This is a genomic window from Novosphingobium sp. 11B, assembly GCF_054589055.1.
Genome location: NZ_BAAILP010000099.1, coordinates 15362 through 37175, shown reverse-complemented (window position 1 = coordinate 37175; position 21814 = coordinate 15362). Strand labels below are relative to the sequence as shown.

The window sequence follows — 21814 nt, the reverse complement described above, 5'->3', positions numbered from 1 at the left end:
CGGACTATCGGCACCAAACCGTAGCAGATTATCGTAGCAGGACGCCGACGCCGCCGATGATCCTCACCCCGAAAACCCGGCCCGCCGGAACCCAGCAGGGCTCACCACTTCAGGGCAATCGGATGGTCAAGGTTCGGTGCCTCTTCTGCGTGAAGACGACCGCGACGTTCTTCTTGCGCAAGACCTTGAGCCACTCGCGGATGCGTGCGGCGAGCGGCGGATGGTCTAGGAAGATCCAGGCCTCGTCGAGGACCAGCAAGGTCGGGCGGCCGTCGAAGGGTTCCTCGAGGCGAGTTTACCGCAATCGTCAAGATCGCGTGCGAACAGCGTCGCTCGGCGGGTGCGGGGCGTTGCCTCGACACGCTCGCCGGCAGTCCACAGGGCATCGTCTCAAGAACGAGGCCGGCTTGGTCCTCGCGCCGCGACGCGAACAGTACAGCCTCGTCGAGCCAGGCCGTCGGACGCCAGTCGAGACCGGGCGCTGCCCCGGCGCCAAAGCACGCGGCAATTTCCGATGCCGAACCGCGGCAGCGAATCGACGCAGTCATAGTGCCTATGCTAACTAAGCATCGCTGGGCATGGATAGAATAGTGGGCCAGTAGAACCGGCCCCTCGTCTTACGCGCTGCGATGCGATATTCCAAGAGTAGGCTGAATTTCCTTACCGATCGAGGACGCGCGCATTGCCGCCAGGACTTCCCCAAGATCCCAATGCGGTGATCTCGCAACCGCTCATGCCCGGCCTCGCTGGCAATTTCGGCGCGGCGCCGCCCGGGACGGAACCGGGCGCACCGCAAGCGGCTGACGAGGACTATTGGACGCCGGAGCGGATAGCCGGCGCGGCGCCGTTTCCGATGGCGCCGCGCGCCGAAGCTGACGCGCTGCCGCCCGATGCGACGATCGACCTTGAGGCTTTGCTGCGCGGCGCGGGCCGGCGCGCACGGGTCCAGTCGCGTCCCCCTAACGAGACGTCGACGGCTGAATTCACCGCTCCCGCCGCGGTGCCCTACGACACTGCGCGCGTCCCCAATCGCGGCCAGTTTCCCTATAGCGCGGTCGGCAAACTGCTCGCGCGGGTCAACGGCGCCGATTTCGCCGGCAGCGCCTGGGTCGTGGGCGAGCGGTCGATTGTCACGGCGGGGCACTGCGTGCTCGATCCCGGCAGCCGGCGATGGGTGAGCCACGTCGCCTTCCTGCCGCAGTTCGACAGCCAGCCGGTCAAAGGGGTTTGGCCGGCCTCATCGATCCACACCTTGGCGGGATGGGCCGCCGGCGGCCCGCAGGCGGCCGCTTTCGACCTCGGCAGCGCGATCCTGGCACAGCCCGTCGCGCCGGTCACCGGCCGTATCGGCTGGCGCGCGAACATCGCGCCCAACCAGGGTCTGCTGCACGCGGTCGGCTATCCCGCCGATTGGCTTTCGGCCCAGTTTGATTTCGACGGCAAGCACATGTGGAGTTGCAACGGCGGTTATGCCGGAGGCAGCGCGGTGATCGGTATGCACAACAACATGACCCGCGGCAGCAGTGGCGGACCCTGGCTCGTCAAGGACCAGCAGGGTCGGATCTTCGCCTGCGGGCTCAACAGCACCTATGCCGACAACAACCAGGCCTTGATGTACTCACCCTACTTCGGACAGGGCATCATCAACCTCATCCACGTAATCGGCTGACCAGCGGCTGATCGGCGCCGCTAGGAGGTCAGACCCAGCGCGGCGGCGGCCTTGATGCGCTCGGCCTTGGCCTTGAGTAGCGCGATCTCGGCGTCGAGGGCGGCGGTCTCGTCCTTCACCGGCTGGAGCGGATCTGGTTCGGGCGAATGCAGCTTCTTGAGCGCGGCTTGCTTGGTCATTGTGTCGATCTGCGCTTGAATTTCAGCCAAGGCGTTTTCGCGCTCATATTTGACGTCGTCGCGGCGTTCGGTCTCGCGTGCCTCGCGGAAGGTCGCAAGCTGGCTGGCGACATCAGCGCTCAACGTCGCCAGGCGTTCGGCCGGCGCCTTGGTCGACTTGTAGGTGAAACTGTCGAGGCGACCCGTCTCGGTCATCGACAAAGCCATCTCGCGCGCCTGGAAGGTTCCGACGCGCAGCGGCAGGAAACGCAACTGGCCGTATTGCGGGAAGTTGGTCGAGGCGAGCTTGGCCTCGTCGTGGGTGAGGTCACATTGCGCCGGCGCAGGTGCCGCGGCGGGGCCCGGCTGACCGGCGCTCGCGCCGTCTTGACCGTTCAGCGATCCACCGGCAGTGCCGTCGGCGCCTGGTGCCTGACCTGCCGGCGGGGCGCCCTCGCCGCCGGCCGGCACGCCCGCAGCGCCGCCATTCGCTATGACCGAACCATAGGCGATGACGGGTGCCGGAGTTTGGCCACCGGCCGGCGCGGGTGCTGCTGCGGCGCTGGCGCCCGACAGTGAAATCTCGCGGCAGAACAGCAACTGGCCTTCCATCGCCTCGCGAATGAACACGCCGCTATCGGCCTTACCATCGCGCGCGGCGACCAGGGTCTTGTCGGAGTCGGGCAGCATCGTCAGGCATTCGGGATTACCGCCATCGGTACAGGGCTCGAGATCGCGGTAGAGGTGCACTCCGGCGCGCAGGTTGAGCTGCTTGCGCAGGCAGGTGGAGGCGTCGCTGTCAGAGCCATAGCATTCGGGCAGCAGCCTGCGCCGTTCGCTATCGGCCTCGACCGGCTCGCTCGGCGGTTCGAGGCTGACGCGCTCTACCAAGAGGGCGAGTTTCGCCGTATTGGCCGCCGACAACGGATGGGCGTCCTCGGCAGGCGCGGACGTGATCCCGCCGCTCCAGGTGAAGCTTTCGGAGACGCCGAGCTTGCCGGCGACCTGCTCCTGCCGCGCCTTGAGCCCGTTCAGCTTTCGCTCGGCGTCCCACATGTCATCGAGCAGTTGGAGAAAACGCGCCTTTGCCGCGGCGTTGAGCACGCGGGCGGTGCCGGCCGCCTTGAAGTACTCAGCGCGGGTCTGGAGCGCCTCGAACGTCGTCTTGGCCTCCTTGAGCCGCTTGTCGAGATCGTCGGCCTCGTGCACCAGCGCGCGCGCTGCCTTGGTACAACCGATCATCAAGTCGGCTCCGCCCTTGGGCGGCCGACCATTGTCGGCGAAGGGCGCCGCTGCCAGGACGGTCGCGGCGGACAGCGCGGTCTTGATGACACCGCTGATGGTTTCTGCGCTGCGGTCCTCCGCGCTAGCGCCGAGAGATTTCAGCGTACCGTTGGGATAGAGCTTGAGCTCGAAGCTCGCCGTGCGCAGCCAGCCCGGCAGCTTGCTGTAGTCGATGTCGTAGGATTCGCCGGCGACATAGCTCGGCGTGGCCGTGACCGCGATCTTGAACTTGAGCGCCGTCGGCTTGGTGGGATCGTTGTCCGCGAATTCACCAGGACATTCCGCCAAGGCGCGGGAGAGTTTCACGTCGTACTGAACCTTCGCGAGTGCGTAGCTCGTCCCGGGTCGAGCCATGCCAAGCGAAGTGACCGCGCGATTCGGGGTGGTGGCGAGCTTGCCGACGCAGCCCGAAAGCAGAGCCAGTGCGGCGATCGCTGCCGCGGCGGACGGTCGAAGCATAGCTTTCCCCCAATAAGCATCGCTTCGGCTTTCCCCCCGAATCGAGCAAGACGATACTTTATTGGCGCCGTTCTGTTTACGCAAAAGATTCGAGAGAACCAAGTATAGCGCCTGTATGGAACCGGCCTACGCAATAGTACGGATGTGTGAGTTTGCGATCGGAGCCCCGACGAGGGGGACGATGCCGCCGCCGTCGAGGCCTCGCGGATCGAGGACCTGGCGCGGCTCGATCCTGACGAGGTCACCCAGTGGAAACCTTCACCCGGCTGGTCAGGGAAGGCTGCAAGCCTGAGGACCTCGCCGCGACTTTCGGCCTGCCTGACGCCGCGATCCACCGCATCCTCGCGCTCGGCAACCCGAAACCGACGAGGAGCGCTTCGCGGCTTGACGACATGCAGGCGGCGGCTTGCCGCCGCCTGATTTGTCTTTGGGGTTGGGAAATTTTTGCGCCGCGTGGCCACTCGAGATGGGAAGATGAAGCCGGAAGAACCGCTCGGGTGCACAGCGAGGGGGGACAATCATTGGCAACCGGCTGCGGAACAATTGCGTCGCGCGCGGGATCACGCCAGACTGGTCCAGTCTGGCACGTCCGGTGCAATATTCGCGTGCTTGCGCAACGCCGAATTGTCTTTGCGCGATCACGGAACGCATCCCTCACAAGTGGGTTCAAGGGAAAACGTCGGAAATATCCGTTTTGGATCGATACCGACTTTCCGAAGATTAGCGCGCTAGTCCTATTGGTATCACACTAATTCTTGGTATCACACTAATTCGCAATGGTACTGCCAAGCCGTTCAAGTAAAGTGCTCCCCGTCGACTCGAACGGGGTGTGCAAAGCATGGCCAAAGGTGTGAAACGCGGCTCCGCCAAGGGCATGATGCGCGACGATTCGGGTGACGGCGCGCCGATGATTCCGGCGGGCCAGCCGCTGCCGGCGGGCGATGATGCTCTGCAGATCGAAGTCGAATTCACCCGCGGCGCTGGCCCGCTCGGCTCGGCGCTGGTCGCCGGCAGCGACGCCTTTCTCTCGGGTACCGCTACCTCCCCTGTTGCGCTCGAATCCGAGCTCGGCGCGGTGCTGCAGCGCTACAGCCTGCAGAACGCCGAGCGCGTATTCACCGCCGAACAGATCACTGAGAACGACCGGCAGCTCGCCGACCTGCGCGCCGCGGCCGCGCTCAATGCCGCTTCGAACGAGCGCCTGACCGCGCACGAGCGCCTACCGGCGCTCGACGAGTTCGTCCGGCTGACCTTTCCCGCCGGGGCGCGCGCGGGTGAGATCACCAGCGCGCTGCGCCGGCTCCCCGAGGTTGCGCGCGCCGTCGTCGTGCCCAAGGCGGCACCGCCGATGATGAGCCTGGCCGACGCGCCGCCCGCCGACCCGCTGATCGGCGCCAATGGCGGACCGCTCGTCGCTGACCCGGAGACCGGGCTCGAATGGCAGTGGTACCTCCATCAGACGCGCGTGCCGCAGGCATGGCGCTTCACGCGCGGCGCCAATGTCGTCATCGCCGATATCGACTGGGGATTTCGCGTCAGCCATTCCGAGCTCAAGGCCGCGATCGAGAAGCGCTACAATTCGGTCGACGGCAGCAAGCAGGTCGACCACGGCACCGCCGCCGGCCACGGCACCGCCGTGCTCGGGATCGCCGGCGCGCGCGCCGACGGCAAGGGCATGGCCGGCTATGCGCCGATGGCCGCGCTCTGGGCAGTCCAAGGCAACAGCGCTGCGGGCGCGGCGAAGTTTCGCGAGCCCTGGGTCGAAGGCATCGACTGGGCGCGGCGGACCGATGCCGGCGGCCGCCGCAAGGTCCTCATCGTCGAGGTGCAGACCGGCGCGGGCGGGAACTACGAACAGATCCCCTCGGTCAACCGCACGATCCGCGCGGCGATCGCGGACGGCTGCGTGGTCGTCGTCGCCGCGGGCAACGGCGACCGGCCGGCTGATCAGACCGATGCCGGCGAACCGTTCGACCCGACCGGCTCGATCCTCGTCGGCGCCACTGCCTACGACCCGCAGACTCCGAAGCGCGCCTGGTTCTCCAACCACGGCAGCCGCATCGTTGTCTCGGCGCCCGGCGACCAGCAGCATGACCTCACCTGCGCGCAGGGCGGCGACTTCGCCTACCGCAACGGCTTCGGCGGCACGTCCGGCGCCGCGCCTAAGGTCGCGGGCACCGTCGCGCTGATGCTCTCGGTCAATCCCGAACTCAGCCATGCCGACGTTCGTGACATCCTCGCCGGGACCGGCACGCCGATCGTCGCCGAAACCGGCAAGCCGATCGGATCCTTCTTGAACGCTGAGGCGGCGGTTGCCGAAGCGCTCCGCCGGCGCAGCGAGGCGCTGCCGGCCAGTCCCGTCGCGATGCCACCGGGCGTGCCGGCGGCCGAGCCCGCCTCGGTCACCGTGTTCCAGGGCCTAAACCGCCGCCAGAGCCAGCTCGTGCTGCCCCAGGACCCGGCCGACGCCAGCACCTGGTCGTTCTCGCGCGAGCAGCTGCCGCCCGATTCGGTCATTGCCCCCATCGCCGGTGAGACGCCGCCGCCCGGCGACAAGACCTTGCGCCAGTTCCGCGAGACTGTCGCCGGGACCTTGACCCAGCAGGACCGGCTGCTGATCGTCGACCAGGCGATCCGCATGCTCGACAATTTCTACGTCCACCGCCCGCTCAAGGAGGCGATCCACGCGGTCCGGCCGATCCAGTCGCTGCGCGTGCTACAGCGCCGTTTGCAGCAGGCCGCCGACATTCCGAGTAGCCAGAGCGACGAGCTCAGCTTTCACAACCAGATCACGCAGATCTTCAATTCGGTCCGGGATCTGCACACCAATTATCAGCTGCCGCGCCCGTTCAGCGACTATATCGCCTACCTGCCGTTCGAGGTCGCGCCGTTCTACGAGGACGGCCAGCGCCGCTACATCGTCACGCGCACGATCAAGAACTACGCTTTCGCCGATCCCGCCTTTGCTCCGGGCGCCGAACTCCTCGTCTGGAACGGCGTCGCGATCGACCGCGCGGTGCGCGCCAACGCCGAGCAGACCGCGGGCAGCAACGAAGCCGCGCGCCACGCGCGGGGGGTCAGTTCGCTGACGATCCGACCGATGAACACGACGCTCCCGCCCGATGCCGACTTCGTGACGCTGACCTTCGTCGTTCCCGGTGGCGCGATCGACGAGACCGGCGATCACCGCGAACTGCGCCAGTCGTGGTTCGTGCGCTTCACGTCAAGTGTCGGCGGCGACGGCGCGGCAATGGCGACCGCGCCGGGCGCAGGGCAAAACGCCATGCCGCCCGCGGGCATGCCCAATGCCGCGCCGCCCGACCTCGCCAATGCTGCGCTCTCCTCGCTCGAGATCGGCCGCGAGAGCGTCGCCCGGGCCGAAGACCTGCTTTATGGCGAAGGCGCGGCGCCGGCGCCGCCGCAGCAGCAGCCGGTGATCACGCAACCGGCGCCTAGCCTCGGCGACCTGTCCTGGGCGGCGGCACTCGGCCTCGACAACACCGCCGACGCGGTGCGCGAGGCGCGCCAACTCATCTTCGAGCCCGAAGCGCGCCAGTCGCTGCAGTCGCGCAAGCGTGCCGAGCCGGTGTTCGGCATCAAGGGCAGCGCCTCGCCCGAGACGATCAGCGATACCGTGGCTTTCGCAGAGATCCCGGTCGAGGTGCCGTGGAACCTCGCGTTCCGCGCTGGCACGCGCACGATCGGCGGGCTCGACTACGGCCACGTCCAGATCCGCACGTTCAACGTCAGCGACCCCGACGGCTTCGTCGCCGAATTCGTCCGCCTGGCCGAGCAGCTTCCCGAGCGCGGCCTCATTCTCGATGTACGCGGCAATGGCGGCGGGCACATCTGGGCGGCGGAGCGCCTGCTGCAGACGCTCACACCGAACGAGATCGATCCCGAGCGCATGCAGTTCCTCGTCACCCCCGGGACGGTCGACCTTGCCCGCAACAATCCCAAGACCTCGCAGATCCCGCTCAACGCTTGGCAGGAATCGCTCGACGAGGCGGTCGAGACGGGCGCGATCTACAGCCACGCCTTTCCGATGACCGATCGTGCGAGCTGCAACAGCACGGGCCAGCGCTATTACGGTCCCGTTGTCCTCGTCGTCGACGGAAATTGCTATTCGGCGACCGACATCTTCGCCGCCGGCTTTCAGGACCACAGCATCGGCCCCGTGCTGGGCGTTGCCAGCAACACCGGCGCCGGCGGCGCCAACGTCTGGACGCATTGGCTGCTGACCAGCGCGCTGCCGTTCGGGTGGGGGCTGAAGCCGCTGCCCAACCAGGCCGGCATGCGCGTCGCGATCCGCCAGTGCCTGCGCGTCGGCGCGCGCGGCGGGGCGCTGCTCGAGGATTTCGGGGTCGTGCCCGACCGCATCCACCCGCCGACCCGCGCCGATGTGATGAGCGGTGACATCGACCTGCTGGCCCAGGCGGCCGAACTGCTCGCCAAGAGCCCGCCGCGCAGCATTAAGGTCGCAGTGCCGGCGAGCGGAGGGACGGGTGCCGGCAAGAGGAAGGTGACGATCACCACCAGCGGCATCGACCGGCTCGACATCTATGTCGACGGGAGGCCCAAGGAATCGCTCGATCTCCCTGGGCCGGCTGAGCCCCCGGGCGTGGTCAACAAGGCCTACGACGCCGGTGCCAGCCTGCGGCTCGTGGGCTATCTCAAGGGGGCGCAGGCGGCAGTGCGCCGCGTCGAGATCGCGTGAGCGCCCTTGCCTGGGAGGTCCGACGATGAGCTTCGCGCGCGAAGAGCAGGTCTTTCCGACGCGCAATTATCCCTACGGGCGCTGCGCGCGCGGGGCGGCGCTGCCGCCCGACGTCGCGATCGCGCCCGACACGCTGCATGCGCGCGTGCTCGGGCTGATCGAGCCGCCGCGACCGATGACCCCCGACGAACTCGCCGGCCTCGCCGATCCGTTTGGCCGGCTGTTACGTTTAGGTCAGCCCTTTCCGCTGACGCTGCGCGCCGTGCTGGCGCGGGTCGATGCCCTCGCCGGCGCCGACGCGCTGGCGGACCAGCTCCAGTTTCTCGTCGCCGACGGCGGCCACATCGTCTGGTCCCCCGAGACTGACGGGCTTGCGCGCAGCTTCCGCTTCGTCGTCGCGCGCGGCGCGGGCAGCTTTCCGCTGCTGATCTCCTCGAGCACCGCGGCGGATTCGGCCGACGACCGCGCCTTCCTGCAGATCATCGGCTGGGACGCCCAGAACGAGGTGTTCCACTACTACGAGCGCTTGCTCAGCACTTGGTTCTGGGCCGGCTCGTCGCCGCATGCGCTTGCGCCCGAGACGCGCGGGCAGGGGCCGTTCGACAGCCACGTCAACGGCTCGCTGGTGATGAAGGAACTGCGCGCGCCGTGGATCCACTGGCATGCCCCGCTCGCCGGGATCAATGCCGATGCCTTGGCGCCCGGCGATCCGCTGCGCGACGATCCGCTGTTCACCGGGCGTGTCACCGCCGAGCGGCTTGAGACCGAAGTGGTCCGCCCAGGTATCCGAGCCTGGAACACGGCGCGGGTGGGCAAGAGCACGGCGCCCGACGGCCTGTGGCGCAACGTCCCTTGGTTCCTGCGCCAGGCGATCACCTCGACCACGGTCAATCTCGCGAGCTCGGACACGCCGGCGAGCCTTGCGGGCGAGGGGCACGACGTGCACCCGCCGCTGTCGTTCTTCCTCAACCGTGACACGCTGTTCGACACGCTTGACCTCGCACCCGACGATCCTGCCATCGCCGACATCGTCGTGCCCGGCGCGCTGTACCGCGACTGCCTGCTGCACTACGACGTGCACCGGTCCGACGGCGCGATCCGCGTCGACGGCGACGTGCATTTCGCCTTCCTCACCCCCGAGCCCGCGTTCGAGGATACCCACCTCGTCGATCTGCTGGTCGCGTCGGGCCAGCTAAGCCCCCGCTTTGCCGCTTGCCTGACCATGGTGGACTTTACCAATCCGGTCTTCTCGGCGCGGCGCGAGGCGCTGCTCGGCTATGTCCCAGAGACGGTGCAGGGGCCTGACCATGCGGCAAGCATTGAAGTCGCCTTCGTCGCCGCGCTCGAGGCCGCGGTCGCGGCGGGCGGCGAGCCGGGCGATCCGGCCAGCGCCGAGCGCGAGTTCCTCGCGCTCTGGGCGGAGCCAGCCTGGGCTGATCGGTTCCGCGCGCGGATCGGCGACTATTTGTCGGCCTGCCGGGCGCGCGCCGCCGACGCGGCGACGGTCGACGCCTGGTTCCGGCTTGCCGAGCATCGCCGGCGCTGCTTCCGCAAGCGGCCGCTCGCCGAATTCGCGCTGACCACGCCGCGCACCTCGATTCCCGACGACGCCCCCGGCCTGCGCATGACCGAGACCGGCGTCTGCGAACCGCTTGCCTGACTGCTTACCCATCCTGATTGTTTCAACCGCTTAGGAGACTTGCCGTGCAGCGCTTGGACCCCCCTGGCCATCTCGACGACTTCGACGAACAGCAAAAGGATGCTTGGAGCGCGCAGATCTCCGCCTGGCTCGACCGGGCGCAGGCGGGTTCCCCGGCGGAGAACGACGGGCCGCGCACGCAGTTCTTCAATCCCTTGCACCAGCCGCCCGGCGCCGGCGCGCAGGTCGCGGTCATTTCCTGGAACGCCTTTCCGCGCCGGGTGAAAAGCCGGTCGCTGAGCGATCGCCAGCGCTGGCGCACCGCGGACGGCGACCGTAACCTCCAGGACGAATACTGCGAGTGGAGCGTCGCGCGCGATGGTGCCGGCCGAGTTGTCAAGGTGATGTTCACCTGTGAAGGCCCCGAGTATTGGGAGACGCTCGCCGAACTCGCGCCCGACAAGGTTCTCGCTCTCTACCGCGAGCACGTCTCGAGTGCGGTGACCCAGGCCGACCTCTTCGTCGGCGGCCGTTACAATCCGAAGAACCGCTTCAACAACAGCACCTCAGCGGGCGCAATGCACCTGATCCAGGCCGCGAACACGCTGACCGCCGAAATCGAACTCGCTGCCGCCGCGACCATCCGCCGGATCAAGGACGGACGCGAGCTCACCGGCGCGCAGGAACTGATCGACTGCTCGCTCTATGGCAACGCCGGGCGCAACAGCGATCCCTTCATCGGCGAGCAGGTCAACGCGCTCGCGCGCCAGCGCGCCGACATCACGCTCAACAATCCGGTCGGGCTCTACCTTCACGGCTTCAATCCGGTCGGATGGGCGACGCCCGACGGTACCGATCCGCGCGACTTCTGGAAGGTAACGCGCGGCCAGGGCGGCTATGCCGTGCGGGCCGTGTTCGAAGTGCCCGCGGCCAAGGGTTATACGGTCGGCGACATCACGATCGCCGGCAAGCCGCTCGAGTTCGGCGCGCAGATCGCCGATTTCATCACGATCAAGCTCGAAGGGCTCGCAACTCGGATCGGACAGAGCCAAACGCAGCCGTTTGACGGGTGCCGGCAGGTCGCCGGGCTGGGCGCTGCGCCACCCGACGCGCTTGGCGCGGATCTGTCGGGTCGCCAGGATGCTGGTGCCTTGGACGAGCCGGACGAAGCCGACAGTATGGTGCTGGCCGAAGCCTTGCCTGCGGTGCTGCGCAGCCGCGAGATCGAACTCGTCGACGAAGCGCCGCCGGCGCTGATCCCCTATCCGCGCCTGCCGACGGCCAAGCTCGCCCAGCGGCAGGTGACGGGCCGGATCCTCGCTTATGCTTCGCCCGATTCCACCTTCGCGGTCACGCGCAAGCTAATCGACGCGGCGACCACCTCGATTGTCGTCGGGATCTACGACTTCAACGCAAGCTACGTGAAGGACGCGCTGAAGCGGGCGATGCGCCGCGGGGTTCAGCTTTCCTTGATGCTTGACACCAACGCGGCCGACGACGAGGGCCTGTTCGGCGAATTGCGCGGGCTCGGCGCCACCTGCGTCCAGGCGCCGTCGAGTTCGGCCGGCCATCCCGCGCCCTACTTCGGCAACGCCCATGAAAAGGTCATCGTCATCGACGGCGAGATCGTCATGATCCAGAGCGGCAACTGGTCGGAAAACTCGATCCCGTTCAACGAGCAGGACGGCGTCGCCGGCGCCCAGTTCGCCAGCGGCAACCGCGACATGGGCCTGGCGATGGAATCGCGCGCGCTGGCGACCTTCTTCGCCGACCTCGTGCTGCGCGACATGCGCCTGTCGCAGGGGCTTCCGCCCGATGCGGCACCGCCCGAGGCGCCGGCGGCCTCGTCGCTTGCCGCCGACATGTTCTTCGAAACGGCGCCCGAAGCGATTCCGCAGCGGCTGTTCCCTAGCCTCTCCTTCGTACCCGAGGCGGCGGTGCCGGTGACCCCGGTGATCACGCCCGAAAACTTCGAGCCCGAGCTAAAGAAGCTGCTCTCGAGCGCTACGCGGTCGCTCCGGATCGAGCAGCAATATATCCGCGGCCAGCAGGCAACGGTCCGGACCATGCTCGAGGCGATCGCCGAGGCGCGCGCCGCCCACGCCGACCTCGACATCAAGATCATTGTCTCGCCCAAATATCTTTACGGCGAGGACAAGACCAAGTTCCTCGATGCCATGCGCGACTTCGACTTGGCGTTCGACGAGCACTTCCGCTTCCTGTCGCTTAAGCATTTCGTCCACTGCCACAACAAGCTGATCGTGGTCGACGACGCGGCGACCCTGTTGGGCTCGCAGAACTGGTCGACCACCGGCATTGTCAGCAATCGCGAAGCGAGCCTGCTTGTCGAAAGCAGCAAGATCTCGCGCTATTTCGCGAGCATTTTCGACGCCGACTGGGACATGAGCGCCGCCACCGCGCCGCCGTCCGATCTGCTCGCCGCGCTCGCCGACGCCTCGATGTTTGCGCAGGGGCACGCGGTCACCTCGAGTCTGCGGGACTACGCGGACGTGTAACTGTCGGGTGTGGCCACCATATTGACTTTTGGTGACCACGATGCTAGATGTCAGCGAACAGAGGGAAAGGTCGCCACGCCCATGAACGCCAAATTCCTGTCCGCCTTGCAGCTGCTGCCCTTGCGCAATCGCGCCGCGCTCGAGGAAGGTTTGGCCGAACTGCTGATGCACCTGAGCGGAGACCGCCCCTTGACCGTCAAGGGTGCTCGCGACCGGTTCAGCGCGGTCAATCGTCTGGCCCGCGAAGGCCAGGCGCAGGTCGTGCGCGGCGATCCCGGCGAAGAGACCGTGCTCGTCTCGATCAAGGACCTCGCCACCATGATCCAGTCCGCCGCCTCGAGCCTGACGCTCGGGTCGGTCCTCGCGGCGAGCGGGTTCGAGCCGACCGGTGAACGGCTTGTGCTCGAGGAAGGCTTCGTGCCCGAGACCGGCTTTGCCCTTCCTGGACAGTCGTATTACCGCGACCGGGCGGGCGCCGCCGCCTGATGGCCATGCTGCTGTCGACCCAGGCCCTGCTCGACACGCTGGGCGGCGAGCAGCGTATCATGGCTTGGCACAGCGCAACGCCGGCGAACCAGGTCGAACTGAGCGCCGTCTCGATCGGCCAGGTGCTCGATCTGCTCGCCGGCATTGCCCATGGCGGTCGCCGGCAGGCCTTCGAGAATGCGCTCAACAGCTTCGTCGCGCTGGTCAACAATTACGGCAATGTCGTCGCCTTCGACGAGGCCTGCGCGCGCCAATGGCCGGACCTGCTCGGCGTGCCACTGCCCCATGTCACCAGCACGGGCGTGCAATCCGATCTCAGCGCGGCCTCGCGGATGGTCGTGGCCACAGCGCTCGCGCGCAATGCGACATTGATCGAAGATCCGCAGCCCTACCATGCTCAAGTCGGCGGCCTGCGCGTGCAAGCACCGTAAGCCGCGCGCAAGCGTCGCGGGTTGGTGTGACGTGCTCGAGCGCAACATGGGGAAGACCGCGTCGGGGATCATGCGTCAGGACGGCATTGCCTGTGATAAATCAGCGCGGGCCTACGTCAAATGAACGACGCAAAAAGCGGTCGGATCTGATGCGGAATCGCGAACATCCGAATCACGGTGGACGGGACAGCCAGCAGCTAAAAATGCGACAAAGGGACTCGAACCTCATGAACAAAAAGTCGGAGGGTATCTATGAGGGTATCGGCTGATCATGTCATAAAAAATAATTATTATTCAATTCACTAGCTCGATTTTCGAGTCCTCTTCTGCAACCCGAAACTTCAACACAACCAGCCGTTGAAATCATGGAGGAAATCCCAACGCCTTCCCTCCATGACCGGGATGACGCTCGGCTCAATCCTCTTCTGGGCACCATCACTTCACAAGTGATTGAGAACGTTGGGGGATCATCGCAAGATGGTCCCCCAAACTCGTTTTGCTACGATAAACTGCTACGGTTTGGTGCCGATAGTCCGCAGCGAAAGTCCCGGAAATCTGCGGGAAATGGTCCGCGCGGCTGTTACGGTTTCAGTCGAACTGCTCCTCGAAGCATCAGATACGCCGGTTCTCAGAATCGCCGGGATCAATCTGCAAACGATGAAAGCAAGTGACAAATTCAATCAAGGCAGATTCCAAGTCCACAATTACCTGCTCCTCCGAAGCCGAATAGAAAGGCCTTCGGAACAGTCTTGCGATCCATCGCTTGAATATTGACAATCCCCATACGGGAAAAAGGGCTTCTTTCGCAGCCTCTAACTCCCATTGAAGTGCCGTAGCGGATGGTCGAACCGCATCCAAACAGTCGTCGATCAGCTTAATGGCCTTTTGCGTAGGTCCGATAGCATGATTGACCTGTAGATTGGCATGACGAACCTTCTCTACCTCATGATTGATTTCTTTGACCTTTGATCTGGAATGCCAAGCAGCGACAGCCAAAACAGGCACGAGAGCGACGCCCCCCAGAACCAAAGTGCCGCCAGCCATACCGGCCCCACCAGCAGCTAATGCTCCTCCACCAAACCATGCCAGCGTTGCGTTTGTCGCTGCCACTCCGGAAAGTGTTGAAATAGCTGTCCCCGTGGAAGCGGAACCGACTAGCGCGACGAGCGACCACGAACCTGCTGCCGCAGCCGCGCCAGCCCCCGCTCCTCCCGCGATACCTACGGAGGACGTATAATCCGCAATAACTCGGTCAACGTTGGTCAAGGAAGGCGTGTGAAGCGCCTCCGAGCGGACCAGTTTAGCTTCTGACGAAGGGGGGATTTTACACGAAACCTCTTTCCGCAACATACGTCGGGCAGATTTCGCGGCCTTGAATGTGGTGATTACAAGTTCACCAAGGTCTGACAAATGATCATCCCTCGTGCTCGTCAGCCAAAACAACTTATTCCGATTGCCTTCATATTCTTGATAGACAGCCTCGTAAGTGGACTTTGCAGCCTCAAGCTGGTCATGCCCACCAAGCGTTACGACATTCATCGCAAATTTTTTGAAGCTCACGGAATCTCACCATCACCCCGACAGGATGTTCACATTAGCAATTAATTTTATCTTGAGAAGATTTCTTATCTTGAAGCAAATCCGATAATAACAATTTGAACAATATTTCATACCGTACGAATTAAATAACAAATTTTACAAATTTACATGAGGAAAAGTTAACATTTCCATAGCATCTCTCAGCATGGGTATTGAATACCCATTTCCATAATTCTCTGAAGCGCCCTTCACTCCGGCAGCATTGCTCCAGCCACCCAACGCCAATGCAAGGTCGTGATCGACTTTTGCAGCCCGCAAAGCATCCCGGAAGTTATGCCGAAACGAGTGAAAGCAGGTCCGCTCTTCGTATGCGCCACATGCTCGGGAGAATTGCGTGAACCATTTGGAGAACGCCACTGCCCTTTTCCCTTTCGGGCCGGGATCAATCTCACCGAACAATTTCAACGCGCGCTCCCGGCGCAGTTGCTCCGCGTAGGCGACAAGCCCGAATCCGATCAACCGCGAATGGATCGGCACGAACCGCTCGCTCGCAGCGGTCTTCAAAGCCTTGTCGTCACTGCCGACCAGTGAATTCTCGGATACGACAAAGCACCAAACGCCATCAATCAAGCGAATGTCGTCGGCAACGTCCAACTGACAAATCTCATTAAGCCGCATCCCTGAATGAAGCGCAATGAGAGGCACCCAGAACCGAGCATTTCGAGGCCGCTCAATGCCCGGCTTCGCGTAACCGCGTTCGCCGTCAAGGCAGCCGGTATAAAGAGGTGCGTCAAAAATCTTCCGAAGCTGATCCGCGCTGAACGGATTGCGTTTGTCCTTTTTCGCTACATCGTCATGGAGCCGCAAGCCACGCATAGGGTTCCGAGCGAGAAGCTCTTCATTGACCGCCCAGTTTAGGAAGCTCGATAGATTGGCGAGGTTCACGTTGGCGTTCGCTGCGCTGATCACATCATCATCGCCGCGCTCTCGTGCTCGCTGTGAAGCCTCGCGGGCCGTCAGCTTCGGGAATCGCTTGTTCGCGTTCCGAGGCAGATGGCGCAACACATCGAGAAAATCCCGGCAGTGAGTTCGGCCAAGCGCCGCCATCGGAACGTCCGGGCCGATCACGGAAATCGCCAGCTTGCGGCATGTATTATAGCTTTGTCGGGTGCTCGCGGACCAACGATGAGTGGGGTCATCCACATATCGCTGGTAGGCTTCGGCTAACGTCACGTCACTGGACAGAACAGAAGCCGGGATTTCCGCCGAAACTCGCACCTTCTTTACGATGGGCTGAGCTACGGTGTCGAATCGTAGCATCGTATCGCCCACTGTCGCGCCGACACCTGCTCGAACACGTTCAAACTCAGCCTCAATCCCAGCCATGACGGCGGGCATTCTCCGCAGTGCCGTCTGGAGGCTGTCCGTCTTCAACGAACGCCAAAGTTCCACCCGGCTGAGAGGCTCTTGAAGATCGCATGGCACGTGACGGCGGACATAGAATCGCCCGCTACGAAGACACATACCGTTTGGCAGCAAACCGGGACTGAAACCGTAACAGCCGCGCGGACCATTTCCCGCAGATTTCCGGGACTTTCGCTGCGGACTATCGGCACCAAACCGTAGCAGTTTATCGTAGCAAAACGAGTTTGGGGGACCATCTTGCGATAATCCCCCAACGTTCTCAATCACTTGAGAAGTGATGGTGCCCAGAAGAGGACTCGAACCTCCACGCCCTTGCGAGCGCCAGCACCTGAAGCTGGTGCGTCTACCAATTCCGCCATCTGGGCACTTTAGCGAGGGGGCGAAGTGCCGTCCCCGCTGGGTAGGAGGGCGCCTCTAAGGGGCCGTCGAAGTCTTGTCAACACCATCCGATGCAACATTTTTCATTTCGGGAATTTGTATATTCACAGCGGCCGCCCGACAGCTCGGGGGCAACTGCCCGGTTGCCCCGTTCCCGGGCTTGTGGCAGGGGCGCAGATGCATGTGCTGCAGCGCGGGACACGTCGAGCGCAGCGCGACCTGAAGGACCGAGCCAGACCATGACCACCGACCCTCTCTCCGGCAAGATCGTCACCATTCTGGGGGGCAGCGGCTTCGTCGGCCGCCACCTCGCGCAGGAACTGCTCGCGCGCGGCGCGCGGCTGCGTATCGCCAGCCGTCACCCCAAGAAGGCCTTCGCCATCAAGCCGCTGGGCAACCTGGGCCAAGTGCAGTTCGCCGGCGTCGATGTGACCAAGGCCGACACGGTTGCCGCCGTACTTGCCGGGTCGGATGCGGTGGTGAACCTCGTGGGTGCTTTTGCTGGGAACCTAGATGCCCTGCAGGGCAAGGGCACGGGCGACATCGCAGCTGCAGCCAAGGCTGCGGGCGCTGCCGCCTTTGTGCATGTCTCGGCAATAGGCGCGGATGCCGGGTCGGAAGTCGCATATGCCCGTACCAAGGCCGAAGGCGAAGCCGCCGTGCTGGCCGCATTCCCAACCGCGACGATCGTGCGCCCCTCGCTGATGTTCGGGCCGGACGATAATTTCGTCAACATGTTCGGAGAACTGATCTCGCGGTTGCCCGCCCTGCCGGTCTTCGCCCCGGAGGCGAAGCTGCAGCCCGTTTTCGTCGATGACGTGGCCGTGGCAATCGCCAATGCGCTGGGCCGCGCGGACGCACAGGGCAAGACGTTCGAGCTCGCCGGACCGGAAGTCGTCACCATGCTCGAACTTAACGAGCGTATCGCCAAGGCGCAGGGCCGCTCGCGAGCCTTCGCCCAGTTGCCGGATGCAGTGTCCGGCCTCATAGCGGCGGCGACCGGCTGGCTGCCCGGCGCCCCGATCACCACCGACCAGTTCAAGCTGCTCCAGGCCGGCAGCGTGGCAAGCGGCTCGGCTCCGGGCATCGGCGGGCTCGGCGTCACGCCGCGGCCTCTCGGCCTGTTCCTCGACCGCTGGATGGTGCGCTTCCGCAAGCACGGCCGCTTCGGCGCCAAGACTGCGAACGCCTGACCAACGAGCTTCGATTGGCGCTCGCCAAGACCCTGCCGGTCGGAACCCTCCGGCAGGCGGGGTTTTGTGTCTATGCCTCCGGGGCGACCCCCGCCCCGCAGCGAGAGGAGCACGCGCCATGACTACCACCGACACCGCCTGGACGACACAGCAGGGCACGATCCGCAAAGGCATGAAGGTGATCGCAGCGGACGGGGTCGTCATAGGTACCGTCGCCGCGCTGGAAGGCGAGGAACTGATGCTGGAGGGCGGCTCTCACGATTTCGTCGCGATCACGCAGATCGACGGGATAAGCGCCGACGCGGTGCTCCTGTCCGACCGGGGCGACGCCACCTTCGGCCTCGGTGCCACCCCCTGAACGACCCGAATTGACGAGCCGTTTCCGGGCCGGGACGAACGACCGGAACGACATTCCAGCTCGCGCCGTTTCCCCATCATACCCCCCGAGATGATGGAGATACACCATGTTCGAGAAGCTGCGCGTGCGTGAGCACATGGAAGTTACGACCAGCACTGGTCAGCACGTCGGGACTATCGACGAGGTGAAGGACGACCAGATCAAGCTGACCCGTTCGGACAGTTCCGATGGTGCACATCACTACATCGCGTTCGAGAACGTCGACAAGATCGAGGATAATCGCGTTTACCTCAAGCAAGGTACGCCGATCCCGATGGGCGTCGGCGCCAACTGATCCAAGACCACCGAGCCGGCAGTGCGTACCCCCTCGCGCACTGCCTTGCGAGACCCCGGCTTTCCTGACGGAAGGCCGGGGTTTTCCTATTCGGACAATCCGGCGCAGCACATCCCCTCGGCGATGCCTTGCCCGTTATGATCCATAGTGAATAGCATCTCTTCCCAGCTTCCGGCACGGCTGATAGTCGGAACATCAACAAAAACGGATGCAAGGGGAGGACGGCGTGGTCTCTGGCCTGGGAAAGATCGCTGTACCACTGGCGTTGACGTCGATGCTATTTGCGCTGTCTTCATGCAATCGCCCCGCTCAGCCGATAGAGGAACAGACCGTCGTTGACCCGGACGAATGGCCGAGTTGGGGTCGGACGGGAACCGAGACGCATTATTCGCCGCTCGAGGAGATCGATACCGGCAATGTCTCCGGCCTGAAGCTGGCCTGGCACTTCGACCTCGAGCCGGGCTACACGCCCACGACGCCGCTGATGGCGGAGGGGAAGGTCTTCATCACCACCGGCCATTCGCACATCCGCGCACTCGACGCCGTCACTGGCAAACAGCTGTGGGAATACGACGGCGGCACGCGCGAGCGGGCGAAGACGGCGCTGCAGATGTCGTGGGGCAGCAAGGGCATCGCCTATGATGCGGGACATGTCTTCCTCGTCACGACGGACGGCTATGTGGTCTCGCTCGATGCGAAGACCGGCCGGGAGACCTGGAAGACGATGGACTTCCCCGACAATGCCCCGCGCAATGCCAATGGTCCGCCGCGCGTATTCGGCGGCAAGGTGATTACCGGCTTCGGCGGCGGCGACATCAGCCCGGCGCGCGGCTTCGTCAGCGCCTACGACGCGAAGACCGGCAAGCTGTCGTGGCGCTTCTACACCACGCCCGGCGACGAGGTGACACCCGCCAACCGCAAGGCAGAAGAGGTCATGCGGGGGACATGGCCGGGCGGGTGGAAGAACCCCGACGGCACCCGGCGCGGTGGCGGCGGAACGGCGTGGAACGCCTTCGCCTATGATGCGCAGCTGCGGCTGGTCTATCTCGGCGTCGGCAACGGCTTTCCCTACAACCAGAAGCTGCGCAGCCCCGGCGGCGGAGACAACCTGTTCCTCGCCTCTGTGGTGGCGGTGAACGTCGATACCGGCGAATATAAGTGGCACTACCAGCTATGCCCGGCGGAGCAGTGGGACTGCACGGCGACGTCCGACATGACGCTCGCCACGCTGTCGATCGACGGCAAGGATCGCAAGGTGCTGATGCAGGCGCCCAAGAATGGCTTCTTCTACGTGATCGACCGCGCGACCGGCCAGTTCATCTCCGCGCAGAAGATCGCCAAGGTCACTTGGGCCGAGCGCATCGATGCGAAGACCGGACGTCCTGTCGAAAATCCCGGCATCCGTTACAACGGCAAGCCCGGGCTGTTCGAGATGTGGCCGGGGCCGACCGGCGCGCATTCCTGGCAGCCGCAGGCCTACAGCCCGCAGACCGGCCTCGTCTACGTGCCGGTGATGGACATGCCCGCCCTGATCGGCGACGGCCAGAAGGGCGGCGGCGAACTCGCCGCAGGCATGGGCGTTACGCTCATCCCCGAAGTCGAACTGCCCGGCGGCCACCGCAGCTACCTCAAGGCATGGAACCCGGTCACGCAGACCGAGGCATGGCGGATCGACCTGCCCGGAACCTGGCCGGGCGGGGTCATGGCCTCGGCCGGCGGGCTGGTGTGGCAGGGCCAGATCGACGGCAAGTTCATCGCCCGCGATGCGAAGACCGGCAAGGCACTATGGTCGTACAAGACCGAGAGCCCGATCATCGGCGCACCGATCTCCTACCGCGTGAACGGACGGCAGTACGTCACCGTGCTCACCGGCGCGGGCGGGCAAGGCGCAGGCATGCAGACGCTGGGCAATGCCGCCTATCGCACCGACTACCGCCTGCCGCGCCGCGTGCTGACGTTCGCGCTGGACGGCAAGGACACGATCCCGCCTTTCGCGGTGCCGCCGCTGGAGCCGGTTTCCGATCTCGCCTTCAGCCCAGACCTCGCGCGGGCACAGGCTGGGGCGATGCTGTTCGGCACCCGTTCGTGCATCGTATGCCACGGATGGAATGCGGTTGCGGGCGGAGCGGCGCCGGACTTGCGCTATTCGCCGGTCATCACCGACGCGGCGACCTTCCGCACGATCGTCAAGGAAGGCGGGCTCAAGCTGAACGGCATGCCGCCCTTCCCGCAGTTCACCGACGCGGAACTGGAAACCCTGCGATTCTATCTGCGCGCCCGCGCCCAGGCCGCTCCGGCCGAACGAAAGGCGCTGCTAGAAAAGGCGAAGGCCTCGAAAATCAGCAATGCAAAACCGCAGGACTTCGCAGGGCGCTGGAACGTGATCATCCAGTCGCCGATCGGCCCGCAGAAGGCGGTCATGGACCTCATCGTCAAAGGCAGCGTCGTGACCGGGAAAGTCTCGGCGGAACAAGGCACTGTCGATGTCGCCGGGGGGATCAGGGACGGCCGCGCGAAGTTCCAGGGACGTGCCTCGATGCCCATGCCGATCACCGTGAAATACGATGTAACGGTGCGGGACGGAGAGCTCGTCGGCGAAAATTCCAATGGTCCTTTTGGAACTTTTCCCGTCTCAGGCGTTCGCTAACCTACGGATTTCCGTTCATCGGAGCGGAAGCACGACCGGCCAGAATCGAATTGTCGAACCCCGAAGGCTGGGCTTGGACGATTCCGGTCTGTTGACCGTTAGGAGAAAAACAATGTCGCCCACCTTCAAGAAAATCGCTCCGGCCGTGGTCATCCTGGCCGGTTCCATGGGTCTCGGCGGCTGCGCCACCAAGGGTTTCGTGCGCGAACAGGTCGCCGTCGTGAACCAGCGCGTCGATGCGCTCGACAGCAAGCTGCAGCAGACCGACGCCACCGCGCAGGCCGCCCGCTCCGAAGCGCAGGCCGCATCCGGCCAGGCCCAGCAGAACAGCCAGCGCATCGACCAGCTCGGCGCCCGCGTCGACAGCGTCGAACAGCGCATGGCCGAAGCCCAGCGCAAGCGCGCCCGCAACTGACGCCGACTGCCCGAGCTTTATGGCCTGATCTTCCCGGCTTGATTCGAGTACTTTGACAGCGATGAACACGGTTTCCAGGGCGCTCGCCGGACTATTTCTGACCGGCGCGGCGCTGACAGGCTCCGCTCCTGCGTGGGCGGCACAGGTTTCCCGGTCCGCGGGGCCG

At 64.8% G+C, this 21814-nt stretch carries 15 protein-coding genes and 1 tRNA gene; 11 read left to right on the top strand and 5 right to left on the bottom strand.

Annotation, left to right across the window (positions count from 1 at the left end):
* Positions 1-109: 109 nt before the first annotated feature.
* Positions 110-259, bottom strand: a complete 150-nt coding sequence (locus ACYPYD_RS09105; protein WP_459662867.1) for a hypothetical protein — start codon at positions 257-259, stop codon at positions 110-112.
* A gap of 474 nt (positions 260-733) precedes the next feature.
* On the opposite strand from ACYPYD_RS09105, the gene ACYPYD_RS09100 reads away from it, so the two are divergent.
* Positions 734-1669, top strand: a complete 936-nt coding sequence (locus tag ACYPYD_RS09100) for a trypsin-like serine peptidase (RefSeq protein ID WP_459662866.1) — start codon at positions 734-736, stop codon at positions 1667-1669.
* A 20-nt stretch (positions 1670-1689) separates the two neighbouring features.
* Here ACYPYD_RS09100 and ACYPYD_RS09095 read toward each other — a convergent pair whose 3' ends face one another.
* A complete protein-coding gene (locus ACYPYD_RS09095) occupies positions 1690-3570 on the bottom strand; it encodes a hypothetical protein (RefSeq protein ID WP_459662865.1) in 1881 nt (626 codons plus the stop codon).
* Positions 3571-4408: 838 nt separating this feature from the next.
* On the opposite strand from ACYPYD_RS09095, the gene ACYPYD_RS09090 reads away from it, so the two are divergent.
* The 5 genes from ACYPYD_RS09090 (at position 4409) to ACYPYD_RS09070 (ending at position 13359) form a co-directional block, all read left to right on the top strand.
* The gene (locus tag ACYPYD_RS09090) at positions 4409-8287 is read left to right on the top strand and encodes a S8 family serine peptidase (protein WP_459662864.1); all 3879 of its coding nucleotides are present in this window, start codon (positions 4409-4411) and stop codon (positions 8285-8287) included.
* A 25-nt stretch (positions 8288-8312) separates the two neighbouring features.
* Entirely contained in the window at positions 8313-9947 is a 1635-nt protein-coding gene (locus ACYPYD_RS09085; protein WP_459662863.1) for a hypothetical protein, read from the top strand.
* Between the two features lie 44 nt (positions 9948-9991).
* A complete protein-coding gene (locus tag ACYPYD_RS09080; RefSeq protein WP_459662862.1) occupies positions 9992-12442 on the top strand; it encodes a phospholipase D-like domain-containing protein in 2451 nt (816 codons plus the stop codon).
* Positions 12443-12523: 81 nt separating this feature from the next.
* A complete protein-coding gene (locus ACYPYD_RS09075; RefSeq protein ID WP_459662861.1) occupies positions 12524-12928 on the top strand; it encodes a hypothetical protein in 405 nt (134 codons plus the stop codon).
* Entirely contained in the window at positions 12928-13359 is a 432-nt protein-coding gene (locus ACYPYD_RS09070; RefSeq protein ID WP_459662860.1) for a PIN domain-containing protein, read from the top strand. Before ACYPYD_RS09075 ends, ACYPYD_RS09070 begins: the two co-directional genes overlap by 1 nt.
* A 612-nt stretch (positions 13360-13971) precedes the next feature.
* On the opposite strand, the gene ACYPYD_RS09065 is transcribed toward ACYPYD_RS09070, so the two are convergent.
* From ACYPYD_RS09065 to ACYPYD_RS09055, 3 genes are all read right to left on the bottom strand, one after another.
* Positions 13972-14919: a hypothetical protein gene (locus ACYPYD_RS09065; RefSeq protein ID WP_459662859.1), complete on the bottom strand. Its 948-nt coding sequence runs from the start codon at positions 14917-14919 to the stop codon at positions 13972-13974.
* Positions 14920-15054: 135 nt separating this feature from the next.
* On the bottom strand, positions 15055-16422 hold the full coding sequence (locus ACYPYD_RS09060) for a DUF6538 domain-containing protein (RefSeq protein ID WP_459662873.1): 1368 nt from the start codon (positions 16420-16422) through the stop codon (positions 15055-15057).
* Between the two features lie 179 nt (positions 16423-16601).
* A tRNA-Leu gene (locus ACYPYD_RS09055) sits at positions 16602-16688 on the bottom strand.
* A gap of 252 nt (positions 16689-16940) precedes the next feature.
* On the opposite strand from ACYPYD_RS09055, the gene ACYPYD_RS09050 reads away from it, so the two are divergent.
* The 5 genes from ACYPYD_RS09050 (at position 16941) to ACYPYD_RS09030 (ending at position 21648) form a co-directional block, all read left to right on the top strand.
* On the top strand, positions 16941-17894 hold the full coding sequence (locus tag ACYPYD_RS09050) for a complex I NDUFA9 subunit family protein (protein WP_008830800.1): 954 nt from the start codon (positions 16941-16943) through the stop codon (positions 17892-17894).
* Positions 17895-18012: 118 nt separating this feature from the next.
* A complete protein-coding gene (locus ACYPYD_RS09045) occupies positions 18013-18252 on the top strand; it encodes a DUF2171 domain-containing protein (RefSeq protein WP_008830801.1) in 240 nt (79 codons plus the stop codon).
* Between the two features lie 106 nt (positions 18253-18358).
* The gene (locus tag ACYPYD_RS09040) at positions 18359-18586 is read left to right on the top strand and encodes a DUF2171 domain-containing protein (RefSeq protein ID WP_008830802.1); all 228 of its coding nucleotides are present in this window, start codon (positions 18359-18361) and stop codon (positions 18584-18586) included.
* Between the two features lie 226 nt (positions 18587-18812).
* A complete protein-coding gene (locus ACYPYD_RS09035; RefSeq protein WP_459662858.1) occupies positions 18813-21233 on the top strand; it encodes an outer membrane protein assembly factor BamB family protein in 2421 nt (806 codons plus the stop codon).
* A gap of 112 nt (positions 21234-21345) precedes the next feature.
* Positions 21346-21648 (top strand): hypothetical protein, encoded by a 303-nt coding sequence (locus tag ACYPYD_RS09030; RefSeq protein ID WP_008830804.1) that lies wholly within the window; start codon positions 21346-21348, stop codon positions 21646-21648.
* Positions 21649-21814 lie beyond the last annotated feature (166 nt).